Below are 25,855 nucleotides of genomic sequence, written 5' to 3'. Positions count from 1 at the left end.
CCAACCCCTAAAAGTCACAATGGGTGAAGACACGCAAACCTTGGACGAAGTAGTAGTTACTGCGTTGGGTATCAAACGTGAACAAAAAGCGTTGAGTTATAATGTACAGCAAGTAAAGGGAGATGAATTGACTAATATAAAGGATGCTAACTTTATTAATGCTTTATCAGGAAAAGTAGCTGGCGTAACAATAAATGCTTCTTCAGCCGGTGCTGGGGCTGCGGCTCGTGTAGTTATGCGTGGTACAAAGTCTTTGGAGAAAAATGATAATGCACTTTATGTTATTGATGGTATTCCAATGTTTAATGTAAATTCAGGAGATAATGCTGGAGGTACGATGAACAAACAGCCAGGATCTAATAGCGTAGCTGATATTAATCCTGAAGATATTGAGAGCATGACAATTTTAACAGGACCTTCCGCTGCAGCCTTGTATGGTTCGGATGCTTCTAATGGAGTTATTCTTATCACTACTAAAAAAGGTACTGTAGGAAAAGTGCAAATTTCTTATAGTAATAGTACAAGTTTTTCATCTCCGATGATGATGCCGAAGTTTCAGAATATTTATGGTAATCGTGAAGGAGAGTTAGGCAGTTGGGGGAGCTTGATGGATACTCCTAGCAACTTTGATCCATCTGACTTCTTCAATACGGGAATGACGGAGATGAATGGTTTCACGTTGACCACTGGTACTGAACAAAATCAAACTTACGCATCTGTCTCTACTACAAACTCTACAGGTATCTTACCTAATAATGCTTATAACCGCTATAATTTCTCTATTCGTAATACCGCTAAATTCTGTGATAATAAGTTGAGTCTTGATTTGGGAGCTCAATATATTATTCAAAATAATAAGAATATGGTAGGTAGTGGACAATATTTTAATCCCTTGGTATCTCTTTATCTTTTTCCACGAGGTGAAAACTTTCAGGAAGTACAGATGTATGAACGCTATAGTGAGGCTCGAAACCTTATGGTACAATATTGGCCGGAATCTATATTTGGTACTGATTTGGATATGCAAAACCCATATTGGATTATGAATCGAATGCAGAATGAGCTTTCTAAACGTCGTTATATGTTTAATGCTAGTCTGAAATGGGATATAACAGATTGGGTGAATGTAACAGGGCGAGTACGTGTGGATAATTCAGATAGCGATAGTTATGAAAAGTATTATGCTAGTACACGAGGTACTTTTACAGAAAGTAGTTCTAAAGGTTATTATGGACATACTAAACAAAATGATCGGTCTGTTTATGCTGATGTAATGGCTAGCATAAATAAGAATTTCTTTGATGACAAACTTTCATTGAATGCAACTGTTGGTGCTTCTATTAATGATATTCAGGAAGATGCTATGTATCTAAAAGGAGGATTGGAGCAAATTCCTAATTTCTTCCATTATGGCAATATTAATGTCAATACTTCCAAGCGTAATGAATCAAAATGGCATGATCAAGTACAAAGTGTTTTTGCAAGTGCAGAATTAGGATGGAATCATCAATTGTATTTGACTGTCACTGGGCGTAATGACTGGGCATCTCAATTAGCTTTTACCAGCAAAGGTTCCTACTTTTATCCGTCTGTTGGTCTGTCATGGCTTGTTAGTGAATCTGTAAAGCTACCAAAAGCTATTTCTTATTTGAAAGTTCGTGGTTCGTGGGCGGAGGTCGCTTCTTCCCCTAATCGATACCTTACCCAAATGCAATATACTTATAATGAGCAAACAAATACATATGAATATCCTGCAAGTCATTATAATACTAATCTGAAACCAGAAAATACAAAATCATGGGAACTAGGCGTCAATGCTAAATTCCTTGGCAACCGTATTAATTTAGATATGACCTTCTATCGTTCTAATACCTTCAATCAGACATTCTATGTTGATGCATCGGCTTCATCTGGATATAAGAATAATATTGTGCAGACTGGTAATATTCAGAATCAGGGTATTGAGCTGGCTTTAGGATATTCTGATACATTTGATAAAGTGAAGGTATCTACAAATTTCACTTACACTCTTAATCAAAACAAGATCGTTAGTTTAGCGAATGGTGCCATCAATCCGGAAACCGGCGAAGCTATCGAAATGGAGTATTACTCAAAAGGAACATTGGGAACTAGTGGTGGTCCGACTTTAAGACTCTATGAAAACGGATCAATGGGAGATATTTATATCAATCAGCGTTTGCGTCAGTCTCCTAATGGATATATTTGGAAAGACCCCTCTAATGGAAGTTTGGCTATTGAAAATACGGAATACCGCAAGGTTGGCTCTATTCTTCCTAAATATTATTTGGGATGGAATGGTAGTGTTGCTTGGAAGGGATGGAATCTTGGATTTGCATTCACCGGGCGTTTTGGAGGATTAGTTGTATCGGATACACAAGCCATGATTGATAAATATGGTGTATCTGAAAGTTCTGCAGTTGCTCGTCAGGCAGGCGGTGTATGGGTTGGAGACAGTAAAGTGGATGCTGAGGAATATTATAGTAAAGTAACTACCGCTGTTGGTACTTATTATACATATAGTGCAACGAATATTCGCCTTTCTGAACTGAGCTTGAGCTACCAACTTCCTAAAACATGGTTCAAAAATCATGTAAATATGACACTGGGGCTTACAGGAAAGAATTTATGGATGATTTATTGTAAAGCACCTTATGATCCGGAAAGTACATCTTCTGTCACTAGTAATTTCTATCAGGGGGTTGACTATTTTCAACAACCTAGTTTGAGAAGTCTCGGATTTAATGTCAAACTAACATTCTAGTTTAGATTATGAAAAAGAATAAGATAATAAAGAAGTTTGCAAAACTGTCTGTGTATACTTTGTTAGTAGCACTAGGAACAGGTTGTACCGATAAATTTGAAGAGTATAATACAAATCCCTTTGGACCTAAACCTGACCAAATGCTGGGTGATAATGCAATCACCGGATCATTGATTAAAAGCATGATTCCTGCATTAGTACAAGGACAACAGAACAATTCACAGATGTTGGATCAGATGATTGGATCTGAATATGGTGGAGAAATTACTTGTATCGCCCAATGGGGTAATGGAGGTAATTATTATACTTACAATCCAAGAGTTGGGTGGTATGGAAATATGTTTGATACTACTATGCCACAGATTTATACCGGATATTTCCAGATACGTGATCTTTCTGATGGCAAAGGATTGGCTTATCAATGGGCACAGATTCTTCGTGTGGCAGCTTCACTTAAAATTAGTGATTGTTATGGACCGATTCCTTATTCTCAAATTACAGGAACTGCTTTTACTGTAGAATATGACAATATGGAGGATCTTTATAAACACATGTTTGATGATTTGGATGAAGCGATTTCCGCTTTTAAAGTAGCAGTGTTAGGTAATGAAGATATGAGTTCTTTATCAGAATACGATCTTGTATTTAATGGAGATTTTAACAAATGGGTGAAATTTGCCAATTCTTTAAAGCTTCGTATGGCAATGCGCATTTCTAGTGTTTCTCCAGCACTTGCCAAGGAGAAAGCAGAAGAAGCTGTTTCTGATGTAATTGGTGTGATGACATCTGCATCAGATGCTGCATATAGTAAATATAATGACGGTATGAATCCATATTATCGTGTTACTTCTTCATGGAATGAAATTCGTATCAGTGCTAATATCACTTCATATTTAAGCGGTTATAATGATCCTCGTTTGGCTAAATATGCATCAGAAGCAGATGCTTCTATCGGTGGAGGACAAATAGGAGTGCGAAATGGTATTTACCAAAGTGCTACAACTCAGGCAAATTATACAAAATTCTCCCGCCTGAATATTGGTATAGATGATGAATTGCTCATTATGTCTGCATCTGAAGCTTATTTTTTACGTGCAGAAGCTGCATTGATGTATAAATGGAATATGGGAGGAACTCCCAAAGAACTTTATGACACAGGAGTGACAGTGTCTATGGAAGAACGTAAAGCTACTATTGGCGATTATTTGAAAAGTGAAAAGGTTCCTGCTGCTTACAGTGATCCTTCGGATTCAGGTAAGGATATAGCAGCAGTGTCAACTGTAACTCCGAAATATAATGAATCAGCAAGTGTTACAGAGAATTTGGAGCGTATTTTGATTCAGAAGTGGATTGCCAATTTTCCGAATGGTTGGGAAACGTGGGCTGACATTCGTCGTACAGGTTATCCTAAACTATTCCCTATCGTGAATAATCTGAATACAGATGGGGTGACAGTGCAGCGTGGTATGCGTCGTTTGCCTTTCCCTCAGTCAGAATATAATACGAATAATGCAAATGTGAAAGCAGCTGTATCAATGTTAGGTGGTGCAGATAACTCTGCCACAGATCTTTGGTGGGCTAAGAAAAATTAAATCAGAACGTTAAAATAATTTTTATTATGAAAACGAGCAAATTGAAAAAAATAATATACGGAATAGGAATTTCTCTCTTTTTTTCGCAGGGATTCTTAAATATCGCATGTAGTGATTGGACCGACATAGAGGCGAAAGATTATTATGAACCTCCTACGCAAGGTTATGAAAATAATTTGAAGGATTATTTTAACTCTCCACATAAGATTATGTTTGGCTGGTTTGGTAACTGGGCAGGTAAGGGAGGTTCTTCCATGCAATATGCTTTATGTGGATTACCGGACAGTACGGATTTTGTGAGCCTTTGGCTCTGTTGGGGAAATCTGACGGTTGAGCAACAGGCTGATTTAAAAGACTTTCAGGCTAAGGGTTCCAGAGCAGTGCTTTGTTGGCGCGCAGGAGATATTGGTGATAATCTCACACCGGGGGGTAACGATGATGCAGTGAAGGAAGCGTTTTGGGGCTTTGATCCTAAAGATGAGCAATCTTGCATTGAGGCTGCTAAGAAATATGCACTTGCTATTGTAGATACATGTAACAAATATAATATCGATGGATTTGATTATGATATTGAGGATTGGGGGACTTTAATGAACTCCAGTATGCCATCAGTACCCAATGCGTTTATGAAGACTTTACGTGAGGAGTTTGATAAGACGGGGAAAATGTTGGTTGCTGATATCCCTGGTGGTGCAGGTTGGTTGAGCTTTTATGAAGTGCTTTCAGAGGAAACAGTTCTAAGTCTTGATTATATAGCTTGGCAGACCTATGAACTAGGACATTCTGGATTGGATTCTTTCTTTGAAGCTGTACGTAGAAGTCACCCTAATGTCTTTAAAGAAGCTATGGGGAAATCTATTGTGACTGCAACTTTTGAAAGAGCAGTGGATAAGCATTACTTTACCGAGCAACAGAGCTATCATCCGGCTTGTGGAATAGAACATGCAGGTATGGGGGCTTATCATATTGAGTATGATTATCCTGGAAATCCTGATTATCCCACAGTGCGTGCAGCTATTGCTGCACAGAATCCTCCTATTAATAACTAAAAGAAAGGGTTAAACAATGAAGAGAATATCTTTACTTAAAATAATGGCATTTGGGGTACTGGCACTGGTCCATACTGCATGTGAAAATGCTAAGTATGATGTTATAGATAATTTAGTCTATATAAATGAAGCGTCTACATCCAAAACTAAAGAATTGACATTGACAGAGGGTACGACGCGTACTTCGTTAACTGTACGTTTGGTGAATATTATTAATCAAACAATAAAAGCTAATTTATTTATTGACGAATCTGTATTAGATGCTTATAATAAGAAGAATGAAACTAATTATAAAATGCCTCCTAAAGAATATATATCATTTCCTGAATCAGTGACAATTGAAGCAGGTTCTGTAAGTGCAGATCCTGTGAATGTTGATATTAAAAGTTTTGAAGCTGAAGGCGGTGCTCAATATGCAATTCCCATCAGTATTAAGAATGTGGAAGGAGGTATTGAGAAGTCGGAATCCTCTTCCAGTTTTTTATTGGTTCTTGTGAAGCCTTTGAAACAAGCTGTTCCTAAATTAACATGGTATAATGGTATGCATGCAGCCCCGGAAGGAGCTTGGGGGTTAGCTTTGCCAAATTATACATTGGAATGGTGGAGTAAAGTCACCTCTAAATCAGGGAACGGTGGATATACTAAGAATAATCAGGCTATAATAAACTCAGGAGGTTCAGGGACAGAACTATATATACGGTTTGGTGACTTAATCTATTCCGAGAATGGTAGCTATAAAAATAATTTCCTACAAGTAAAAACGATGGGGTCTCAATTTGATACAGGTGATCCAACTAAGGGAAAAGGTTTAGAAGCACAAAAATGGTATCATTTTGCAGTGAGTTATGATGCAGCATCCGGTACTACTTTATTGTACCAAAATGGTACTGTAGTTGCCTCATTATCTTCTTCAATAGGACAACCGATGAATATTGATCAATTTCAGATGATTTCTTCAGGAGAAGAATATTTTCCGGATTTCTGTGAAATGTGTCAGGTTCGTTTTTGGAAAGTTACACGCACAGTTAATCAGATAAAGAAATCTATGTATACCGAAGTTGACTATACAGACAAGAATTTGTTGTTGTATCTGCCAATGAATGAAGGTGAAGGAGCTACAATACTACACGATGTAACCGGTAATGGTCATGATGTGGAAATTGGCAATTCTAACCTGGGTAACGAAAACCGTCAAAAGGTGACATGGGAAACATATTCATTTGCTCAATAATTTAAAACAGTATGATATGAAAGCATTATTTAAATATATATTATACAGTACATTTTTTGCTATGTTATTGCCATTAGTCACAGCATGTGACGATGACGAAGCAACAGATCCGTATGATATCAATTATGTCTATATTTATAAACCAAGTGAAACAAATGCTACTTTAGAGTATAAAGGAGACGGAACTTTTTTGAAAGAAATCGCCACCGAACATATTTTGTCTCCTGTCAGGTGTACTAAACCTGCACCACAAGATTTGACCATCCAATTAGCTATTGACAGGTCATTGGTAGATGCATACAACAGTGAATATGGAACGAGCTATGTAGCTTTACAAAATGCAGAACTGGAAAATGCAACTTTGTATATAAAGCAAGGGGAATATATCTCTGCAGATACTTTAAAAGTGCATTATACTAATATGGAAGAATTTAAGAACGGATCGGAAAATTATATTCTCCCGATTGCTATAACTTCTATTAATGGAACAGGAGTATCAGCGAGTGAAAGTAATAGTAAGATATTCTTAACATTTGAATCGACTTACAAACCAAATCATGTCACACTGACTTCAAGTAAAGAATATCTGTTAGAGTATCAGTATAGTCAAGGATTTACAAATTTAAGCAGTGAATGGAAGCTTGACGGTATCTTAAAATCGGCATGGGCCGCAGATGGTGACACCAAAGTTACTCTTGCTATTAATCCGGCATTAGTTGGAACGTATAACGCATTGCATGGCACAGATTATTCTTTACTGACTAGTGCAAGTTTGAAGCAATCGACAATAATGATTAAACAAGGAAAAACAACTCCGGAAGAGAGTGTTGCCTTGAGTTTTTCGGATGATATGGCTTCTGTGCAGCTGGGTACTAACTATGTTATTCCAGTGACAATCACGAATGTTGATGGAGTAGGAGCAGATATAGGCGAGAATAAAGTTATATATATTGTTTATAAAACAGCACTTGTCGGATTTTTATCTTGTGTAGACAAACCGGTAGGTTCTGTAATAAATGACCATTCGGGTTGGAGTTTTACTTTGAATGGACAATCTAGCGACTTGTATGATTATGTTCCGGATGGCAGCATACTTGATATCGATTTGGGAAAACAAGAGAATATAAAAACTATTGCTTTACATTTCTATGAATGGTTTTATTCTTCGAAAAGTGCAAGTATAGCGATAAGTAATGATGGAGAGAAATATGAGGATCTTGGTGTAGCTTCAGGATTTGCAAATAAGACAAGTTACATTCTTCTTCTTGTGGCTAAACAAGCGCAATATATAAGAGTAACTTTCCATGGAGCTCTTTATTATTCTCCTTATATTAATACTGTAGGTATTTATACTGAAACTGAATAAAAAATGGCCCAAGTTTATTACTGAATGAGCTTGGGCTATTTGCTGTTTATATCATGTTGTGATCAGTTCTAAGTTTTCTTTGTTAATAAAACTTAGAACTGATTTTTTTCTTGAGTATCTTATATTTTTGGATTGTATTATCTAAAAACTAATTAAAGGAAATGCTATGAGAATCATTCGCCGTATTATTTTTCAGCTGCTTTGTTTGTTGGGAGCATGTTGTTATATTCCTGCAACAGCACAAGTCGTTTTAGTTGATAATGGAAAAACTAAATCCAGGATTATTCTATCAGAAAATGACCAGATTAATCAAATATCAGCAAATTTATTTCAATTGTTCCTTCAGAGAATTTCAGGTTGTACATTTCCCATTGTAAAAGGGCAGAATGTAAAAAAGGGAGATATTATAATCAGTAGCAAAACCCCAGCTGGAGTGACAGAAGACGGTTTTAGCCTATCTACGAAAGATAGAATCTTACGTATCTCAGGCAGTGGGAATGGGACAGTCTACGGAGTTGTAACTTTACTCGAACAATATCTTGGAGTGGATTACTGGGGAGAAAACGAATACTCTTTTAACCCTGCGAAGACAATCGAACTGCCGCTTATCGATAAAATAGATAATCCGGCTTTCCGTTACCGCCAGGCACAATGTTATGCTATTCGTACAGACTCCATATATAAATGGTGGAACAGGCTGGAAGAGCCAAACGAAGTGTTTGCTGCCGGTTATTGGGTGCATACTTTTGATAAGTTGCTTCCTGCTTCCGTATATGGAAAAGACCATCCGGAATATTATTCTTATTTTAAAGGCAAACGCCATCCCGGGAAAGCAAGCCAATGGTGTCTGAGTAACCCGGAAGTTTTTGAAATCGTGGCTCAGCGGATTGATTCTATTTTTAAGGCAAATCCGGATAAGCATATTATGTCTGTGAGTCAGAATGATGGTAATTATACCAATTGTACATGTGATGCCTGCAAAGCGATAGATGATTATGAAGGAGCACTCTCAGGAAGTATCATTACTTTTTTGAATAAGCTGGCTGCCCGTTTTCCCGATAAGGAATTTTCCACGCTTGCCTATCTGTATACGATGAATCCTCCGAAACATGTGAAGCCATTGCCGAATGTGAATATCATGCTTTGTGATATAGATTGTGACCGTGAAGTGACTTTGACGGAAAATGCTTCAGGTAAAGAGTTTGTGAAAGCAATGGAAGGCTGGTCCGCTATCACTAATAATATTTTCGTGTGGGATTATGGCATTAATTTTGATAATTATCTGGCTCCGTTCCCTAATTTTCATATCTTGCAGGATAATATTCGTCTGTTCAAAAAGAATCATGCCACTATGCATTTCTCACAGATTGCAGGAAGCAGGGGAGGAGACTTCGCTGAGTTACGTGCCTATCTGGTATCTAAGTTAATGTGGAACCCCGAAGCGAATGTTGATTCTTTGATGCAGCATTTCCTGCATGGATACTATGGAGAGGCTGCGCCATACCTTTATCAGTATATCAAGGTGATGGAGGGAGCGTTGATAGGCAGCGGACAAAGATTGTGGATTTATGATTCTCCTGTTTCCCATAAATACGGAATGCTGAAACCACAACTGATGCGACGTTATAATCAACTGTTTGATGATGCAGAGAAAGCGGTGGCTGAAGATAATAAATTCCTAAAGCGTGTACAGCGTGCCCGCTTGCCCATTCAGTATTCGGAATTGGAAATTGCCCGTACTGAGACTGGTACGGATATGAATGAGATCAGTCCGAAATTGGCACTTTTTGAAGAACGGGTGAAAGAATTTAATGTACCGACATTGAATGAACGTTCCAATTCTCCTGTGGAATATTGCCAGTTGTATCGGGAGAGATATATGCCCCGTGCAGAAAAAAGCGTTGCGATAGGAGCAAAGGTTACTTATCTTATTCCTCCTACCGGTAAATATGCAGAGATCGGAAAAACGGCATTAGTGGACGGATTATTCGGAGGATCTACTTTCGTTGAAAGCTGGGTTGGCTGGGAAGGAACAGACGGTGCTTTTGTTATAGATTTGGGTAAAGAGAAAGAAATACATAGTATAGAGACGGATTTCCTGCATCAGATCGGAGCCTGGATTCTTTTCCCTCTGAAGGTGGTTTATTCCTATTCTGAAGATGGAGAGAATTATACACATTGGGGAACACATGATATGCCGGAAAACCGTTCGGGGAAAGTGGAGTTCCGCGGAGTGAAGACTGAATCGGAAATGCCAGTGCATGCCCGTTATGTGAAAGTTGAGGTCACCGGTACGAAAGAATGTCCCGAATGGCATTATGGTGTAGGGCATCCTTCGTGGTTCTTTATCGACGAAGTAACAATAAAATAAAAAAAAGTAGGGGCAAGCGTTAGTAGTTTGCCCTTCTTAGTTGTATTATATATAGATGGGTCAGAAAAACGACCCTTTCATCTATATACTATTGAACTATGCAACAGAATAAAACTGCTTCTCAAGGAAAAACTATCAACCCGATTTATTGGGTACCTACCGCTTATTTTGCAATGGGACTTCCCTTTATTGCTATCAATCTGGTTTCCGTATTCATGTTTAAGGATTTGGGTATTTCTGATACTCAGATAACGTTTTGGACTTCTCTTATCATGATGCCCTGGACACTCAAATTCTTATGGAGCCCTTTTCTTGAAATGTATCGGACCAAAAAGTTTTTTGTACTGGTAACCGAACTGTTGAGTGGTATATTGTTTGGAGTAGTAGCTTTTTCGTTATTCTTTGATTATTTCTTTGCTATCAGTATTTCCACTATGGCGGTGATTGCGTTCAGTGGAGCCACACATGATATCGCCTGCGATGGTGTATATATGGCGGAACTGAATAAAGAGGATCAGGCTAAATATATTGGAGTACAGGGAGCTTTCTATAATGTGGCAAAATTGGTAGCCAATGGTGGATTAGTTGCTTTGGCAGGTATGTTGGCCGAACACTTCGGGGCAATAGAAGGAGCTTCGATAGATGCCAATAAGGGTGCATATTCATCTGCGTGGATGATTATTTTTGCCGTAATTGCTGCAGTAATGGTATTGCTCGGTCTTTATCATATAAAGATGTTGCCTTCTACACAAGTTCCTGCTACCGGAAAAAAAACTACTTCAGAAATCATGCAGGATTTGGTAAATGTGATTGGGAACTTTTTTACTAAAAAACATATAGTATATTATATCTTCTTCATTATTCTCTACCGATTGGCGGAAGGATTTATAATGAAGGTTGCTCCTTTGTTTCTGCGTGCCTCCAGAGAGGTCGGAGGTCTGGGGTTGTCATTGACAGAAATCGGAACATTGAATGGCGTCTTTGGTTCTGCCGCCTTTGTTATCGGTTCATTGCTGGGTGGAATATTTGTGGCCAGATATGGATTGAAGAAAACTTTATTCATGCTTTGTTGCGTGTTCAACCTTCCTTTCCTTGCTTATACTTTCCTTGCTGTAGTCCAGCCGACCAGTCTTTATCTGATCGGAACATGTATCACAATGGAGTATTTCGGCTATGGTTTCGGATTTGTCGGACTGACCTTGTTCATGATGCAGCAGATTGCTCCTGGCAAACATCAGATGTCACATTATGCATTTGCTTCGGGAATCATGAATCTGGGAGTTATGCTTCCGGGAATGATCAGCGGCTATTTTAGTGATTTACTGGGATACCGTAGTTTCTTTATCTATGTACTGATCGCAACAATTCCTGCTTTTTTGATGACCTATTTTATACCTTTTACGTATGATGATTCAAAAAAGAAAAAATAAATTGCTATTTTTGAGTGATAATAGATAACCAATTACTAAATAAATAATTATTATGAATAAGATTCAAATTCCCTGGGAAGAACGTCCTGTCGGATGTACAGATGTCATGTGGCGTTACTCGCAAAATCCGGTCATCGGACGCTATCATATTCCTTCATCCAATAGTATTTTCAATAGTGCTGTCGTACCTTTCAAAGATGGATTCGCCGGCGTATTCCGTTGTGACAACAAAGCTGTACAGATGAATATCTTTACAGGATTCAGTAAAGATGGTATTCATTGGGATATTAGTCATGAACCGATTCAGTTCAAAGCCGGTAACACGGAAATGATCGAATCCGAATATAAATATGACCCACGTGTTACATGGATTGAAGACCGATATTGGATTACTTGGTGTAACGGCTATCATGGACCTACTATCGGTATTGCCTATACATTTGATTTTGTAGATTTCTTCCAATGCGAGAATGCCTTCCTGCCTTTCAATCGTAATGGAGTACTTTTCCCGCAAAAGATAGATGGCAAATATGCTATGTTAAGTCGCCCCAGCGACAATGGACATACACCGTTCGGTGATATTTATATCAGCTACAGTCCGGATATGAAATACTGGGGTGAACACCGTTGTGTCATGAAAGTGACCCCTTTCCCTGAAAGTGCCTGGCAATGTACCAAGATTGGTGCGGGTTCGGTACCTTTCCTTACTGATGAAGGCTGGTTGCTTTTCTATCATGGTGTTATCACTACTTGCAACGGTTTCCGTTATGCAATGGGTTCAGCGATACTCGATAAGGATCATCCCGAAAAGGTACTTTATCGTACCCGTGAATATCTGATAGGTCCGGCTGCACCTTATGAACTTCAAGGTGATGTGCCCAATGTGGTATTCCCATGTGCGGCATTGCAGGATGGTGAGCGTGTAGCTGTTTATTATGGAGCTGCAGATACTGTTGTAGGAATGGCTTTCGGCTATATTCAGGAAATAATTGATTTTACAAAACGAACGAGCATTATCTAAGAAGGATATGAGACGTATATTATTAACTTGCACACTGGCTTTCACCCTTCTCCCCGTATTTGGGGGAGAGGGTAAGGCCCCCCCTATGAATAAGGAAAAGAGTCTGTTGATAGACTATGTAGATCCTTTTATTGGAACGACAAATTTCGGTACCACTAATCCCGGAGCTGTTTGTCCGAATGGAATGATGTCCGTAGTACCTTTTAATGTGATGGGTTCTGCCGATAATACATACGATAAAGATGCACGTTGGTGGTCCACGCCTTATGAATATACCAATTGTTTCTTTACAGGATATTCTCATGTAAATCTAAGTGGTGTCGGTTGTCCCGAACTGGGTTCTTTATTGCTGATGCCTACTACCGGAGAACTGAATGTAGACTATAAGGAATACGGGAGCAAGTATAAGGACGAACAGGCTTCTCCCGGCTATTATTCCAATTATCTGACGAAATATAACGTAAAGACAGAAGTCTCTGCTACTCCTCGTACGGGTATTGCCCGTTTCACATTTCCTAAAGGAAAGAGTCATATACTTCTGAATTTGGGCGAAGGCTTGACCAATGAGAGTGGAGCCATGCTTCGCCGTGTAAGTGACAGCGAAATAGAGGGAATGAAACTATTGGGTACTTTCTGTTATAATCCCCAAGCTGTATTTCCTATCTATTTTGTGATGAGAGTGAATAAAGTTCCTGCGACAACCGGATATTGGAAAAAGCAACGTCCGATGACAGGTGTGGAAGCAGAATGGGATCGCGACCAAGGCAAATATAAATTGTATACCCGCTATGGAAAAGAAATAGCAGGTGACGATGTGGGCGCTTACTTCACTTTTGAAACAGAAGAAGGAGAACAGGTCGAAGTACAGATGGGAGTTTCCTTTGTAAGTATAGAGAATGCCCGTTTAAATCTGGATAAAGAACAGTCGGGAAAAAACTTTGAACAGGTGCTTTCCGATGCCTGTGCGCAGTGGAACGATGACTTGTCACGTATCACTGTAGAAGGAGGAACGGATGCGCAGAAAATAGTTTTTTATACGGCACTTTATCATTTGCTGATTCATCCGAACATCCTGCAGGATGTAAATGGCGAATACCCGGCTATGGAGAGCGACCAGATACTGACAACGAAAGGTACCCGATATACTGTATTCTCTCTGTGGGATACATATCGCAACGTACACCAGCTTTTGACTTTGGTTTATCCCGAACGTCAGATGGAAATGGTACGTACCATGCTCGATATGTATCGTGAACATGGTTGGTTCCCTAAATGGGAATTGTATGGAAGAGAGACTCTTACGATGGAAGGTGATCCAAGTATCCCGGTGATTGTGGATACATGGATGAAAGGATTGCGTGACTTTGACGTAGATCTGGCTTATGAAGCAATGTACAAGTCGGCTACATTACCCGGAGCGGAAAATCTGATGCGTCCGGACAATGATGACTATATGTCAAAAGGATACGTGCCGCTTCGTGAACAATATGATAACTCCGTATCTCATGCACTGGAATATTATATCGCAGACTTTGCCCTTTCCCGTTTTGCGGATGCTTTAGGAAAGAAGAAAGATGCGGAAATGTTCTATAAACGCTCTTTGGGATATAAGCATTATTATAGTAAGGAGTTCGGTACATTCCGACCTATTCTTCCGGACGGAACTTTCTACAGTCCATTCAATCCGAGGCAGGGAGAGAACTTTGAACCGAATCCCGGTTTCCACGAAGGTAATTCTTGGAATTATACTTTCTATGTACCACATGATGTATATGGATTGGCCAAACTGATGGGTGGAAAGAAACCTTTTGTCAATAAGCTGCAAATGGTGTTTGATGAAGGACTATATGATCCGGCTAACGAACCAGATATTGCTTACGCTCATCTGTTCTCTTACTTTAAAGGTGAAGAATGGCGTACACAGAAAGAGACACAGCGACTGCTGGATAAGTACTTTACGACCAAACCAGACGGTATCCCCGGAAATGATGACACAGGTACGATGTCTGCATGGGCTATTTTCAATATGATAGGTTTTTATCCCGACTGTCCGGGATTGCCGGAATATACATTGACTACTCCGGTATTTAATAAAGTAACGATCCGCTTGGATCCTAAATGGTATAAGGAAAATGAGCTGGTAATTGAGAGTAATCGTACCGGATCGGAAACTCTTTATATAAATAAGGTGTTATTGGATGGTAAGAAGTTCAATAAATACCGCATTACCCACGATGAACTTGTTCATGGTAAACGCTTGATATTTGATTTGAAATAACACACAGTGTTTCATAGGTATCGTTTTTGGGTTGACAAGGCTGTCGAACTTTTCAGGGTTCGGCAGCCTATTTTTTTTACATCTTACCTGAATAATCCTTTCAAAAAGATAGTGTCACTATATGCCTGTGATAATGACACTATATCAGTGGTATAGTGACACCATTTACCTGATATAGTGTCATTATCTTATTTTTATAAATATCCCCTTTTCCATTTTAGTATTAAATATTTGGAATGTAGCCGATTACAAAGTTTCCTTTCATCCGTCTTTTATACGATCAGCGTATAATTAAGATGATGAATAGAAAGAAATTATTTCAACATATCCTTTGGATATTAATCGTAGCAGAATGTTTTCCAATGCTGGCTGTTGCCGCATCGAAACAAAAAGAACAACGTTACAAGATCGCCGTATGTGATTGGATGATATTGAAACGTCAGAAGATTGGTTCGTTCCAATTGGTGCATGAGTTGAAAGGAGATGGAGTCGAGTTGGATATGGGCAGTCTCGGTAAAAGAGAAATGTTCGATAACAAATTGCGTGAGCCCCATTTCCAGCAGCTATTTCGTGAAACAGCTCAGAACTATAATTTAGAGGTTCCTTCCATTGCTATGTCCGGTTTTTATGGACAGTCCTTTTTAGATCGTGCTAATTATAAAGAATTAGTCCGGGATTGTCTGGATGCAATGAAAGTAATGGATGCCAAGGTCGCTTTTCTCCCTTTGGGTGGGGTGAAAGCAGACTGGCAGGATGTTCCGGAACTTCGGACAGCTTTAATAAAACGGTTGAAGGAAGTAGGGGATATGGCTGTTTCGGAAGAAGTCGTAATTGGCATTGAAACTCAATTGGACGCAAGAGAAGAAGTGAAACTATTGAAAGAGATTAATTCTCCCGGTATCAAGATCTATTTTAAATTTCAGAATGCATTAGAGAATGGAAGGGATCTATGTAAGGAACTCAAGATTCTTGGAAAAAATAGAATTTGCCAGATTCACTGTACAGATACAGATGGAGTGACTCTTCCTTTCAATGAGCGGCTGGATATGAATAAGGTGAAAAAGACGCTTGACAAAATGGGCTGGAGTGGCTGGCTGGTTGTGGAACGCTCACGGGACAAGGATGATGTGAGGAACGTGAAGAAGAATTATGGAACGAATATAAAGTATTTGAAAAAGGTGTTTCAAGAGTAATATAGTAATTGAGATAATAGGTAGGAGGGACTTCAAACATTATATGTCCTCTTACTATATTAAAAGTCCGAACTTAAAAAAGTTCGGACTTTTTTTTCACTATGCGAATCAAATCCTAATCCTATAGAGATATTGATGCTTTCTCATCCTTTATTTCGGATGCTTGTAACCATTTTGTTTTTTATTTAATTCACTGTTTCCGTTATGGTATCAATCAGCAGAATTTTGGTGGATTACAATGATCTTATCCATTCGTCCTTTATATGAATCGGTTAAAGTGGAAGTTAAAACGATGTGAAGATGTGGAGAAGAACGATGATTGGAATATAAAATATTTAAAAGAAAATTTTCAACAATGATAGGGAGGGGAATTATGATATAGTTTAATAAAACTAAGAGAAAAAACTTCAGATTCTATTTTTTATTCTTTTTAAGAGATTACGATTCTTTTAGTTGTGTCTTTTTATTTATGTGAATAGATGTCTGATGATGTAATATATCATTTTATATAAATTAAAATTTAATCTATGAAGAGTAAACATTTATTCTTGCGAGTAAAAAGGGATAGTTTGGCATTTGCGGCAGCTATACTTCTTTTTAGTTCTTGTGTCGATGGATACAAGGATGATTGGACCTTCTCATCGGAAGTTCAGGGGGTAACCTTGGAATCACCGTCGACTGAAGGTTGGACTTTTACCAGAAACGTAGATATTACGTCTCTGGAAATTAAATGGCCGGTAGTGCTAGGAGCCGGTGGGTACCAAGTGACATTTTATAATATTGATGATCCTGACAATCCAGTTGTTATAGGCGAAGAGAATGAAGTCGTAGATAAATGTACGATTACGCGTGATATTACTGAAGATACAAAGTATAAGGTTGCAGTCAGAGCATTAGGAAATCAGAAGTATAATAACGCTGATGCTGTTGCAGCTACGGAAATGACTTATAATACATTGGTTCGAGTACGTGAAACAATACCAACAGGAACTAATCTGACCGAATATTTTACGGCAAATCCGATTGAGCCTCTTGCAGAAGGAGAAGAAGAAATAGCTTATGAATTAGTGGCAGGTGGTGTATATGAAATGGATGGTAATATTGATTTAGGAACGACTACATTGACTATTCGTGGCGACAAAGTAAATCATGCCAAACTGACAATGAAAAGAAATGCTTCTTTTATAAATCGCGGAGCTGGTCTAAAAATTAAGTTTATAGATTTTGATTTTGATGCTGATACTTACAGTACTTCTAATAGTAGAGGTGTCGTTATGTTCAATAGCACAGAAGCCGGTATAGTGCAGCAGCCTTATGTTTTCCAATCTTGTACTATAAAAGATCTTCCCGTACCATTATATTACTGTAATAATGGTTATGCTTTGTCGTCATTGTCTATTACTGATTGCTTGGTTAGCATTAATACAGCAAGTACTATATTTATAGCATTCAACGGTCAAGGTTGGATCAAAGATTTGAGCTTTTCAAACAGTACTATTTATTATACGGTTCCCGGATCTGCCTATTTTGTTCAGATGCGAGGACGTACTCCGTCAAACTTTAGCGGATCTGGCTGGAGTACATCGCTTCGGAAAATGAGTAATTGTACGTTCTATCAAATTGGCACTAACAATCGTTTCTTTAATAATGTAATAAACAGTAATAGTGCTGTGTTCTTTTTGGAAATTCAGAATACTATTTTTGCAGACTGTGTCGTAAGTTCGGCCACAGGAACTGAAGGTGTTTTCAGACGGATCTGTAATGCGGGAAATTATGGTAATGTAAATTATACACTTGGATATAATACTTATTATTATAGTGCTGTTCCGGGAGGATTCCTTGATTATGATACTAGTGATGAGAATGGACGAGACCATTCGGGAACAGCTATTAAGGTAGAGCCAAAGTTTGTGAATGCTGCTAACGGTGATTTTACTTTGAGTAGCTCGGAGCATATTGCGAATCGTTGTGGAGATCCACGTTGGCTTCCGACAACAGAATGAATACAATGTATAAACAATAACAGAATACTATGAGTAAAAGATATTTCATTTTAGGCTTATGTATGCTTTTTATACAAGCCTTTGCGCAAATCGTCTATGCCCAAAATGCACGTACGGTGACCGGGGTTGTTGTGGACGAATTTGGTGACCCAATTATTGGGGCTGCAATTAAGATTGTAGATTCTACGGTAGGCACGATAAGTGATATTGATGGTAAATTTAGCCTTCCCGTCCCGGAAGGGGGAAGATTGGCTGTTTCATTTGTAGGATACGTTTCTCAAACAATAACGGATTTGAATAATCCAAAGATTGTACTGAAAGAAGATGTAGCTAATCTGGATGAGGTGGTTATTGTAGGTTATGGTACACAAAAAATGAAAAACATAACGGGGGCGATTGAAACCATTACTCCGGATGAGATTAAAGATCTTTCGGTGGGTAACTTAGGTGATGCATTGAGCGGAATGATGAGTGGTTTGCATGTAAATTCGGGTGGTGGTCGTCCGGGTAGTACCCCAAGTCTACAAATACGCCAAAGTAATATCAATACCAGCATTACTCCCAATTCAACGCGTGGAGGTGATGCAGATCCTAGCCCATTATATGTAATTGACGATTTTATTTCTACAGAGGATGCATTTAATAATTTGGATGTGAGTGAAGTAGAAAGTATTACGGTTTTGAAAGATGCTTCGGCAGCTGTATATGGGGCACGTGCGGCTTACGGTGTCATATTGGTGAAAACCAAGCGCGGTAAGGTAGGTACACCTTCCATATCTTATACAGGGCAATTCGGTTTTACTGATGCTTTGAAAAAACCTAAGATGCTAAGTGCTTATGATTATGGACGTATTTATAATGCCGCACGTGGAGCTGGAACTTCTACCGGTGAATCGGAATCGGATAATAGAAGAATGCAATATTTCCAGGCTGACGAATTGGAAGCAATGAGAGGACTGAACTACGATTTGCTGGATGATGAGTGGAGTGCGGCTTGGACGCAACGCCACAGTCTCAGTATTAATGGCGGTACAGAGAAGGCTACTTATTTTGCGGGTGCATCTTACTATAATCAAGAAGGTAATATGGGACGTTTAGATTATGATCGTTGGAACTTCCGTGCGGGTGTTAATGCTAATATCGGTAAGTGGATTAAAGCCTCCTTACAGTTCTCAGGTGACATGGGTGAACAGAATAACTCACGTAATGGTATAACCAGTGGTGGGACAGATGCTGATTTTAATTCTCTAATGACACATTTGCCTTTTGTGCCCGGATATGTAGGTGGACGTCCTGTTGTATATACAGGTATGGAAAATGTGTCTTCGGGCTTAAGTGCTGTACGACTATTCCATTTTGGAGCAGTTCAGGATTCTCCTGACAATACTCAAAATCAGACAAATAATATGTCCATAAACGGTTCATTGGAATATGATTTTGGTTGGAGCAAATGGTTGAAGGGGCTAAAAGTGAAAGGTTCTTATTCGAGGAGCATTATCAATAATAAGAGTAATAATATCGGTACTAAAATGAATGTCTACAGGCTGCTGGAACGTGGTGGCAGTGGAAATCACCTTTATACTGGCGATGATATAAATATAGATGATAGCAATTTTGGTACTTTTACTTTGGATAATGGTAATTTATTGAGCCGTGCGATGAATAAAACGGATAACTACCAGATGAACTTGACAGTCAGCTACGCACGTCAGTTTGGTTTGCATAATGTGAATGGATTGTTTTCTATTGAAAAGGCAGAATCGGAATATGAATATCTGACCGGTACTGTAACTGATCCTTTCAGCTTTACCGATGGACAATCTAATTCGACAGCTACCGGTGCGGATCAAACGACTACGTTCGGTCGTACGGAATCGGGTATGCTCTCTTATATCGGTCGTCTGAACTACTCGTATGCAGACAAGTATTTGTTTGAGTTCCTGCTTCGTTCGGATGCATCTACCAAATTTGCTCCTAGTAACTACTGGGGAATGTTCCCTTCATGGTCAGCAGGTTGGGTTATCTCGGAAGAAAGCTGGTTTAATAAAGAAAAACTAGGTATTGATTTCTTGAAAATTCGTGGTTCATTCGGTATTTTGGGAAGAGATAATATACAACCTTGGTTGTGGACACAACTTTATAGCCGAAATGCAGATGGAGGTCCTATATTTGGTACAGCCACCAATACCTATAGTGGTGCAACATTCCAAATGCCGCAAAGAGGGGTCAACGCAGATGTACATTGGGATAAAACCTACAAGACCAATTTAGGTATCGATGTCAGGATGCTGGATAGTAGACTGGGTATTACATTAGATGCTTACTATGATATGGGACGTGAGTTGTTCACAACTTTCACGGGTACTTCTTTCTATCCGACTACTGTAGGTACGCAGGCTACTCCTGAGAACTTTGGAGAAGTTGATACGTATGGTTTAGAACTTACTTTGAATTGGAAAGATAAAATCGGTAAAGATTTTTCTTATTGGGTAAAAATGACTACCGGTTACAGTGATAACAAGATTAAAGAAGCCGGATTCCAGGCTACTCCCGGTTTTGATGACATTGTTCGGGGTGAACGCTCCGACCGTGGTGTGTGGGGATACGAATGTATTGGCATGTTCCGCACCTATCAGGATATCGAAGAGTATTTCGCAGTGAATAAGATCACTTCTTATCTTGGAAATACGAAAGATAACATTCATCCGGGTATGTTGATCTATCGTGATGTACGTGGTCAGCGTAATGCCGATGGCACTTATGGTGAAGCAGATGGCGTGATTGATCAGAATGACTATGTGAAGATTTCCAATCGTGCTAATAATCCTTATGGATTGACCTTTAATTTTGGTGCTTCGTATAAGAACTTCTCATTCAGTGCTCAATTTGGTGCAAGCTGGGGTGCTTATGCTCTTGTACAGACAGACTTACGTCAGGAAAAATACGATGATCTGGAATATAAAAATGTATCTGCCATGTGGAAAGATATGTATGTGTATGAAGATGTATTGGATGCCGGTGGTAATGTAGTGGCGCCAATGAACCGGAGTGCTAAATATCCAAACTTAAGATATAGTGCCATAAACGGTCAGGCTTCTACATTTTGGAAAGTTAGCGCAGCCAGCGTTCGATTACGTAATTTGACAGTTGCTTATAGCCTTCCGAAGGAATGGACAAATCGGATCGGCATTAGCAGTTGCCGTCTGAATTTGACTGCTCAGAACCTTTTAAACTTTTACAATCCTTATCCTGATGGTGTTTGGAGTACATGGGGAGGCACTTATGGAAGATATCCTAATTTGCGTAAAGTAACTTTAGGTGTTAATGTCTCATTCTAATATCAAAGAAGATTATGAAAGAAAAGATAAATAAAATATGTTTGACAGCATCGATGGTGGCAGGGCTAATCTGTTTTACTGGATGCAGCGATGATTTTCTGAAAGACAAGAAAGTATATGGAAGCTATGACGCTTCGGTTGTGTACGAAAATTATGAAACAGCCAAAAGTCGTGTGGACTTTTTATATCAGTCTTTATTGCCTAGTTCTACCGGAGGTTCCAATGCTTTGACCGATATAACCAGTGCGGGTATTGATGACGATTTTTCCAAATGTACGGAGGAATATGGAGACTACTCTATTTTCAATGATCCTACGGCATCTCTTACTATTCAGACTGTTCCCGATTATTTTTATGTAATCAACAGTGAAAGAAGCCCTTGGGGACGTATCCGCGAATGTAATAATGTGATTGAAGGTGTGACGGGAAGTGCGACTCTTTCGCAGACAGAGAAAGAACAGTTACTCGGACAAGCTTACTTTTTTCGTGCATGGCGTTATTATCTGTTGGTAAAAATGTATGGTGGTGTTCCCATTGTAGACCACGTCCAGAATCCGGTGATAGGTGATGGTAATGGTGAGAATCTGGTCATTCCTCGTTCCTCGACTAAGGCTTGTATAGATTTTATATGCGATGACTTGGAACTGGCAGCCAGCTATCTTCCTGCACGTTGGCAGAATGAAGGGCAGGATTACGGACGCATAACCGCCGGTGCAGCACTTGCTCTAAAAGGGCGTACATTGTTGCTTTATGCCAGTCCACTTTTTAACCGTGCCGATGACGCATCTCGTTGGAAAGATGCTTACGATGCCAATTTTGCTGCCATCGCTAAACTGAATGAAGGTAACTTCGGACTTGCTTATGAAGGCAATGGCGGAGAAGACAATGCCAAGAATTGGGCCAGAATGTTCGCCACCTATACAGGTGGAAGCGAAGCCGTATTTGTTACCTTATATAATAATGTGTCTCCTATTGCTTCACAAAACATCAACCGATACAACTTGTGGGAGCAGGGAATCCGACCAGGAAATATAAACGGAGGCGGAGGAAAGACTCCTACAGCGGAAATAATAGACATCTTCCCGATGATTGACGGTAAGAAACCGATGGAATCGGGAGTTCATTATGACCCTAAAAAGTTCTTTCTAAATCGTGACCCGCGTTTCTACCGTACATTTGCATTTCCGGGGGTAGAGTGGAAATTCAACAGTGGCAATGTCGATTTTTCAGGAGCAACGATGTCTGGTTTATGCCCGACCCGTTATACCAGTGGTGCGAACTATGAACTTTGGAATTATTGTTGGTATACTACGGCTGATGAGCGTAATAATCCGAGTAGAAGCGGTTTTGCAGCCGATATGTTGGGAACTAAGAATAGAGGAGTCTATGTTCGTAAACGTTCGGATGATTTTGATTTTGGCACTAGTCTTTATGTGTTTACTGATAACAACAGTGGTGATCAGCAGGGATTCAGACGATCGGCAGCTCCTTACATGGAGATACGGTATGCGGAAGTATTGCTGAATCTGGCAGAATCAGCTTGTGGTGCGGGCGGCACTTATCATGCGGAAGGGGTCAAGGCACTGAAAGCCGTACGTGGCAGAGTAGGCTATACGAGTGCAAATAATTATGGTCTGGATGCGGCGATTGAAACTGACCGTGCTAAATTGTTTGAAGCTATATTGTATGAACGTCAGGTAGAGTTGGCTTTTGAAGGTAAACGTGCGTATGATATGCGTCGTTGGATGCTATTTGACGGAGGTGTAGGACAAGGTGCTTTGAATGCAAGTTGGGCATTGAGTGGCTTTGGAGGTAATACTTGTACTTATTTGGGTGTGACTCCAATGAATGAACGTGGTAAGAGATATCGCATAGAAATCAATGTTGAAGGTACCGGGTCTGCAAATAATGACAGTGATCCGATTAAAAACGTAGAGCGACCAGCAGCACTGACATTGAATGAGAAGATTGCTACGGAAGCAGACGGAGAAACGATTCTTGATCCTGCTGTGTCAAGTATATGTACATTCTATGATACCTATTTCTCACGTAAAGATATCAGTCTTGATGGTAATGTGCTGGACATTAATCCTTATTTCCAACCCAGATATTATTTCTTTGGATTGCGTCAAAGTGCACAGCAAACTAATGCGACATTGTATCAGACCATTGGTTGGGAAGATTATGCTCACGGTGGTATGGGTACTTTCGACCCATTGGCAGAATAAAAGATTTTTCTGATTCCCGGAAAAAAGTAATTTAATATAAAAAGGTGGCCTCAAGGCACTTTCCTTTTAATAGGAAAAGTGTCTTGAGGCCTTTTTTTGCATATAATTTCCAATTAACTTCATTTTTGTTCTTTTTATGTGATTACATATCTTTAAATCATACGTCCTTTTTATGTATGAAGAAAAAGAAGAGTGATATATGTATTTTATGATTATTTAAGTAGTTTACTAACATGTCTTCATTCAAGAGTTCATGGGAAGCTTCTTATAATTTTTATTGAGATGGAAAGCAATTCACAAGATTAACTGACTGTCAAAGTAGGGAACTGAATAATAGGAATCAAACCGAACAAAGAAATAAATCGAAGACTGTAGAAAGAAGCCATTAGTTTTGCAGCCATTACTGCATAAATGTGAATGAAATGTTTAACGGACTATTGTATATAATATTCAACTTAAATATTGATAACATAAGAACGTATTGTTTAATTTAAATTTAATGTATGAAAAGTAATCGTTTATTTTTACGAAGAAAAACACGTGGACTGTTATTCGCTACGTCATTATTTCTTTTAAGTAGCTGTACCATAGGGTATCACGAAGACGAATCTTTTGAGTCGGATGTGAAAAATGCTACACTAGAATCTCCCCAATTGGAGAAAGTAAAAGTGGAACTTGATGCCACAGGAGAAAATGCAACTATTGAATGGCCTGTAGTGCATGGAGCAGAAGGTTATGAGTTTTCTTGGTATGTAGTTGATGATCCTGAAAATCCGATAGCTATAGTTGAAGGAGAATTTATCGATGGTTGTAGCGTTGAATTGGAAGTAGAAGAAGATACAAAATATAAATTCTTAATTAAAACCATTGGAAATAAACAGTTTAATAACAAAGATGCAGAAAAAGCTTGTGAAATAAGTTTTTCAACTTTACTTGAAACATATGCATCCATTCCTAGTGGAGTAGATTTGACTCAATGGTTTATTGATAATCCGCTTCCAGAGACTGATATGGAACCTAATGAAGATGGTACTTTAAAAGAGTTGGCATATGAATTAGAGGCTAACGGTGAATATACTATATCAGGTCCAATAGATTTTGGAGCACGTAAAGTTACAATTCGTGGAAATAAAATTAATCATTCGAAAATTACATTTGGTCAAAGTGGTAGAATATTAACACAGAATGGTTTGAAGATAAAGTTTATGGATTTCTATTGTAATGCAATGGAGAAAGGTTCTTCTGATGCTTCATTAATTGGATTAAGTAAGACTCCAAATGAACAATTAAAAGTATCTTCTGGAGAATACGTTATTAAAGATCCCATCGTTATTCAGTCTTGTAATGTATATGACCTTAATAGGCATTTATTATATGATTCAGGGAAAAAATATTGTGTGGAAAACTTTACAGTAAAAGCTTCTTTTATTAGATGTAATCAGTCTAATACGATTGTGTATTTTAATAAAGGTAGTTTTATTAATATAACATTTAAAGAGAGTACTCTTTGTAGTACTGTACAGAATGGAAGTTATTTTGCACAGGTAAATGGTAATAGACCTAACAAGATTACTGGATATTCAAATGGAACTTTTAATTTTTATAATTGTACAGTATACAATCTTGCTTATAGCAAAGACTTTACTAATTGGAATAGCTATAGAGGACAAGCATGCTTAACACTAAATTTCTCCAGAACTATTTTTGTAGATTGTGGTAAAGGAGATATGACGAATAAAATAATGGGTAATGCAAATATGTCTAGAAATTTTGAATATAATACTTATTGGTATAATGGTAGTCAAAGTAATGATAAATATGATACAAATACTCTTGATACAGATCCTGGCTTCATTAATGCTGCGAATGGTGATTTTACTGTAACTGGAGCAAGCCAGCTTGAAAAGAGAACTGGTGATCCACGGTGGCTTCCACTTGTTGAAGAGTAAGTAAAGTAGTATGATAATAAAAAT

Annotated in this window: 14 protein-coding genes; all 14 read left to right on the top strand. The window is 38.7% G+C overall.

Annotated elements, in window-relative coordinates:
• Window positions 1-2,782, top strand: a 2,782-nt coding sequence (locus NBH01_RS13915) for a SusC/RagA family TonB-linked outer membrane protein (protein ID WP_284705975.1), incomplete at its 5' end; no start/stop codon positions are given.
• An 8-nt stretch (window positions 2,783-2,790) separates the two neighbouring features.
• Complete coding sequence (locus NBH01_RS13910) at window positions 2,791-4,374, top strand: SusD/RagB family nutrient-binding outer membrane lipoprotein (RefSeq protein WP_008765827.1); 1,584 nt, start codon at window positions 2,791-2,793, stop codon at window positions 4,372-4,374.
• Between the two features lie 26 nt (window positions 4,375-4,400).
• Window positions 4,401-5,423 carry an endo-beta-N-acetylglucosaminidase gene (locus tag NBH01_RS13905; RefSeq protein WP_008765826.1) on the top strand — a complete coding sequence of 341 codons (1,023 nt, stop codon included), beginning with the start codon at window positions 4,401-4,403 and terminating at the stop codon, window positions 5,421-5,423.
• 16 nt (window positions 5,424-5,439) lie between these two features.
• A complete protein-coding gene (locus tag NBH01_RS13900; RefSeq protein ID WP_008765825.1) occupies window positions 5,440-6,654 on the top strand; it encodes a BT_3987 domain-containing protein in 1,215 nt (404 codons plus the stop codon).
• A gap of 16 nt (window positions 6,655-6,670) precedes the next feature.
• Window positions 6,671-8,020 (top strand): DUF4999 domain-containing protein, encoded by a 1,350-nt coding sequence (locus NBH01_RS13895; protein ID WP_195381077.1) that lies wholly within the window; start codon window positions 6,671-6,673, stop codon window positions 8,018-8,020.
• Window positions 8,021-8,186: 166 nt separating this feature from the next.
• Entirely contained in the window at window positions 8,187-10,391 is a 2,205-nt protein-coding gene (locus tag NBH01_RS13890) for a DUF4838 domain-containing protein (RefSeq protein ID WP_250700156.1), read from the top strand.
• Between the two features lie 98 nt (window positions 10,392-10,489).
• Window positions 10,490-11,821, top strand: coding sequence for an MFS transporter (locus NBH01_RS13885; RefSeq protein WP_008765822.1), 1,332 nt, complete (start codon window positions 10,490-10,492; stop codon window positions 11,819-11,821).
• 52 nt (window positions 11,822-11,873) lie between these two features.
• Entirely contained in the window at window positions 11,874-12,842 is a 969-nt protein-coding gene (locus NBH01_RS13880) for a 1,4-beta-mannosyl-N-acetylglucosamine phosphorylase (protein WP_195381076.1), read from the top strand.
• A gap of 7 nt (window positions 12,843-12,849) precedes the next feature.
• The gene (locus tag NBH01_RS13875) at window positions 12,850-15,120 is read left to right on the top strand and encodes a GH92 family glycosyl hydrolase (protein WP_195381075.1); all 2,271 of its coding nucleotides are present in this window, start codon (window positions 12,850-12,852) and stop codon (window positions 15,118-15,120) included.
• 299 nt (window positions 15,121-15,419) lie between these two features.
• Window positions 15,420-16,313: a sugar phosphate isomerase/epimerase family protein gene (locus tag NBH01_RS13870; protein WP_195381092.1), complete on the top strand. Its 894-nt coding sequence runs from the start codon at window positions 15,420-15,422 to the stop codon at window positions 16,311-16,313.
• A 527-nt stretch (window positions 16,314-16,840) separates the two neighbouring features.
• Window positions 16,841-18,316: a DUF4992 family lipoprotein gene (locus tag NBH01_RS13865; protein ID WP_195380424.1), complete on the top strand. Its 1,476-nt coding sequence runs from the start codon at window positions 16,841-16,843 to the stop codon at window positions 18,314-18,316.
• A gap of 29 nt (window positions 18,317-18,345) precedes the next feature.
• Window positions 18,346-21,654 (top strand): SusC/RagA family TonB-linked outer membrane protein, encoded by a 3,309-nt coding sequence (locus tag NBH01_RS13860; protein WP_195380425.1) that lies wholly within the window; start codon window positions 18,346-18,348, stop codon window positions 21,652-21,654.
• A 14-nt stretch (window positions 21,655-21,668) separates the two neighbouring features.
• Window positions 21,669-23,882 (top strand): RagB/SusD family nutrient uptake outer membrane protein, encoded by a 2,214-nt coding sequence (locus NBH01_RS13855; protein ID WP_195380426.1) that lies wholly within the window; start codon window positions 21,669-21,671, stop codon window positions 23,880-23,882.
• A 503-nt stretch (window positions 23,883-24,385) separates the two neighbouring features.
• Entirely contained in the window at window positions 24,386-25,831 is a 1,446-nt protein-coding gene (locus NBH01_RS13850) for a DUF4992 family lipoprotein (RefSeq protein WP_195380427.1), read from the top strand.
• Window positions 25,832-25,855 lie beyond the last annotated feature (24 nt).

The sequence above is a fragment of the Bacteroides sp. B1-V-101 genome, from assembly GCF_023656585.1.
Lineage (GTDB): Bacteria > Bacteroidota > Bacteroidia > Bacteroidales > Bacteroidaceae > Bacteroides > Bacteroides thetaiotaomicron.
This window is presented reverse-complemented; position numbering and strand designations above follow the sequence as displayed.

What these genes read in the sequence shown, in the direction of transcription:
- NBH01_RS13875 (WP_195381075.1), top strand. Translation starts at nt 12,850, where the DNA reads ATGAGACGTATATTATTAACTTGCACACTGGCTTTCACCCTTCTCCCC.
- NBH01_RS13885 (WP_008765822.1), top strand. Translation starts at nt 10,490, where the DNA reads ATGCAACAGAATAAAACTGCTTCTCAAGGAAAAACTATCAACCCGATT.
- NBH01_RS13855 (WP_195380426.1), top strand. Translation starts at nt 21,669, where the DNA reads ATGAAAGAAAAGATAAATAAAATATGTTTGACAGCATCGATGGTGGCA.
- NBH01_RS13880 (WP_195381076.1), top strand. Translation starts at nt 11,874, where the DNA reads ATGAATAAGATTCAAATTCCCTGGGAAGAACGTCCTGTCGGATGTACA.
- NBH01_RS13905 (WP_008765826.1), top strand. Translation starts at nt 4,401, where the DNA reads ATGAAAACGAGCAAATTGAAAAAAATAATATACGGAATAGGAATTTCT.
- NBH01_RS13865 (WP_195380424.1), top strand. Translation starts at nt 16,841, where the DNA reads ATGAAGAGTAAACATTTATTCTTGCGAGTAAAAAGGGATAGTTTGGCA.
- NBH01_RS13900 (WP_008765825.1), top strand. Translation starts at nt 5,440, where the DNA reads ATGAAGAGAATATCTTTACTTAAAATAATGGCATTTGGGGTACTGGCA.
- NBH01_RS13850 (WP_195380427.1), top strand. Translation starts at nt 24,386, where the DNA reads ATGAAAAGTAATCGTTTATTTTTACGAAGAAAAACACGTGGACTGTTA.
- NBH01_RS13895 (WP_195381077.1), top strand. Translation starts at nt 6,671, where the DNA reads ATGAAAGCATTATTTAAATATATATTATACAGTACATTTTTTGCTATG.
- NBH01_RS13860 (WP_195380425.1), top strand. Translation starts at nt 18,346, where the DNA reads ATGAGTAAAAGATATTTCATTTTAGGCTTATGTATGCTTTTTATACAA.
- NBH01_RS13910 (WP_008765827.1), top strand. Translation starts at nt 2,791, where the DNA reads ATGAAAAAGAATAAGATAATAAAGAAGTTTGCAAAACTGTCTGTGTAT.
- NBH01_RS13870 (WP_195381092.1), top strand. Translation starts at nt 15,420, where the DNA reads ATGAATAGAAAGAAATTATTTCAACATATCCTTTGGATATTAATCGTA.
- NBH01_RS13890 (WP_250700156.1), top strand. Translation starts at nt 8,187, where the DNA reads ATGAGAATCATTCGCCGTATTATTTTTCAGCTGCTTTGTTTGTTGGGA.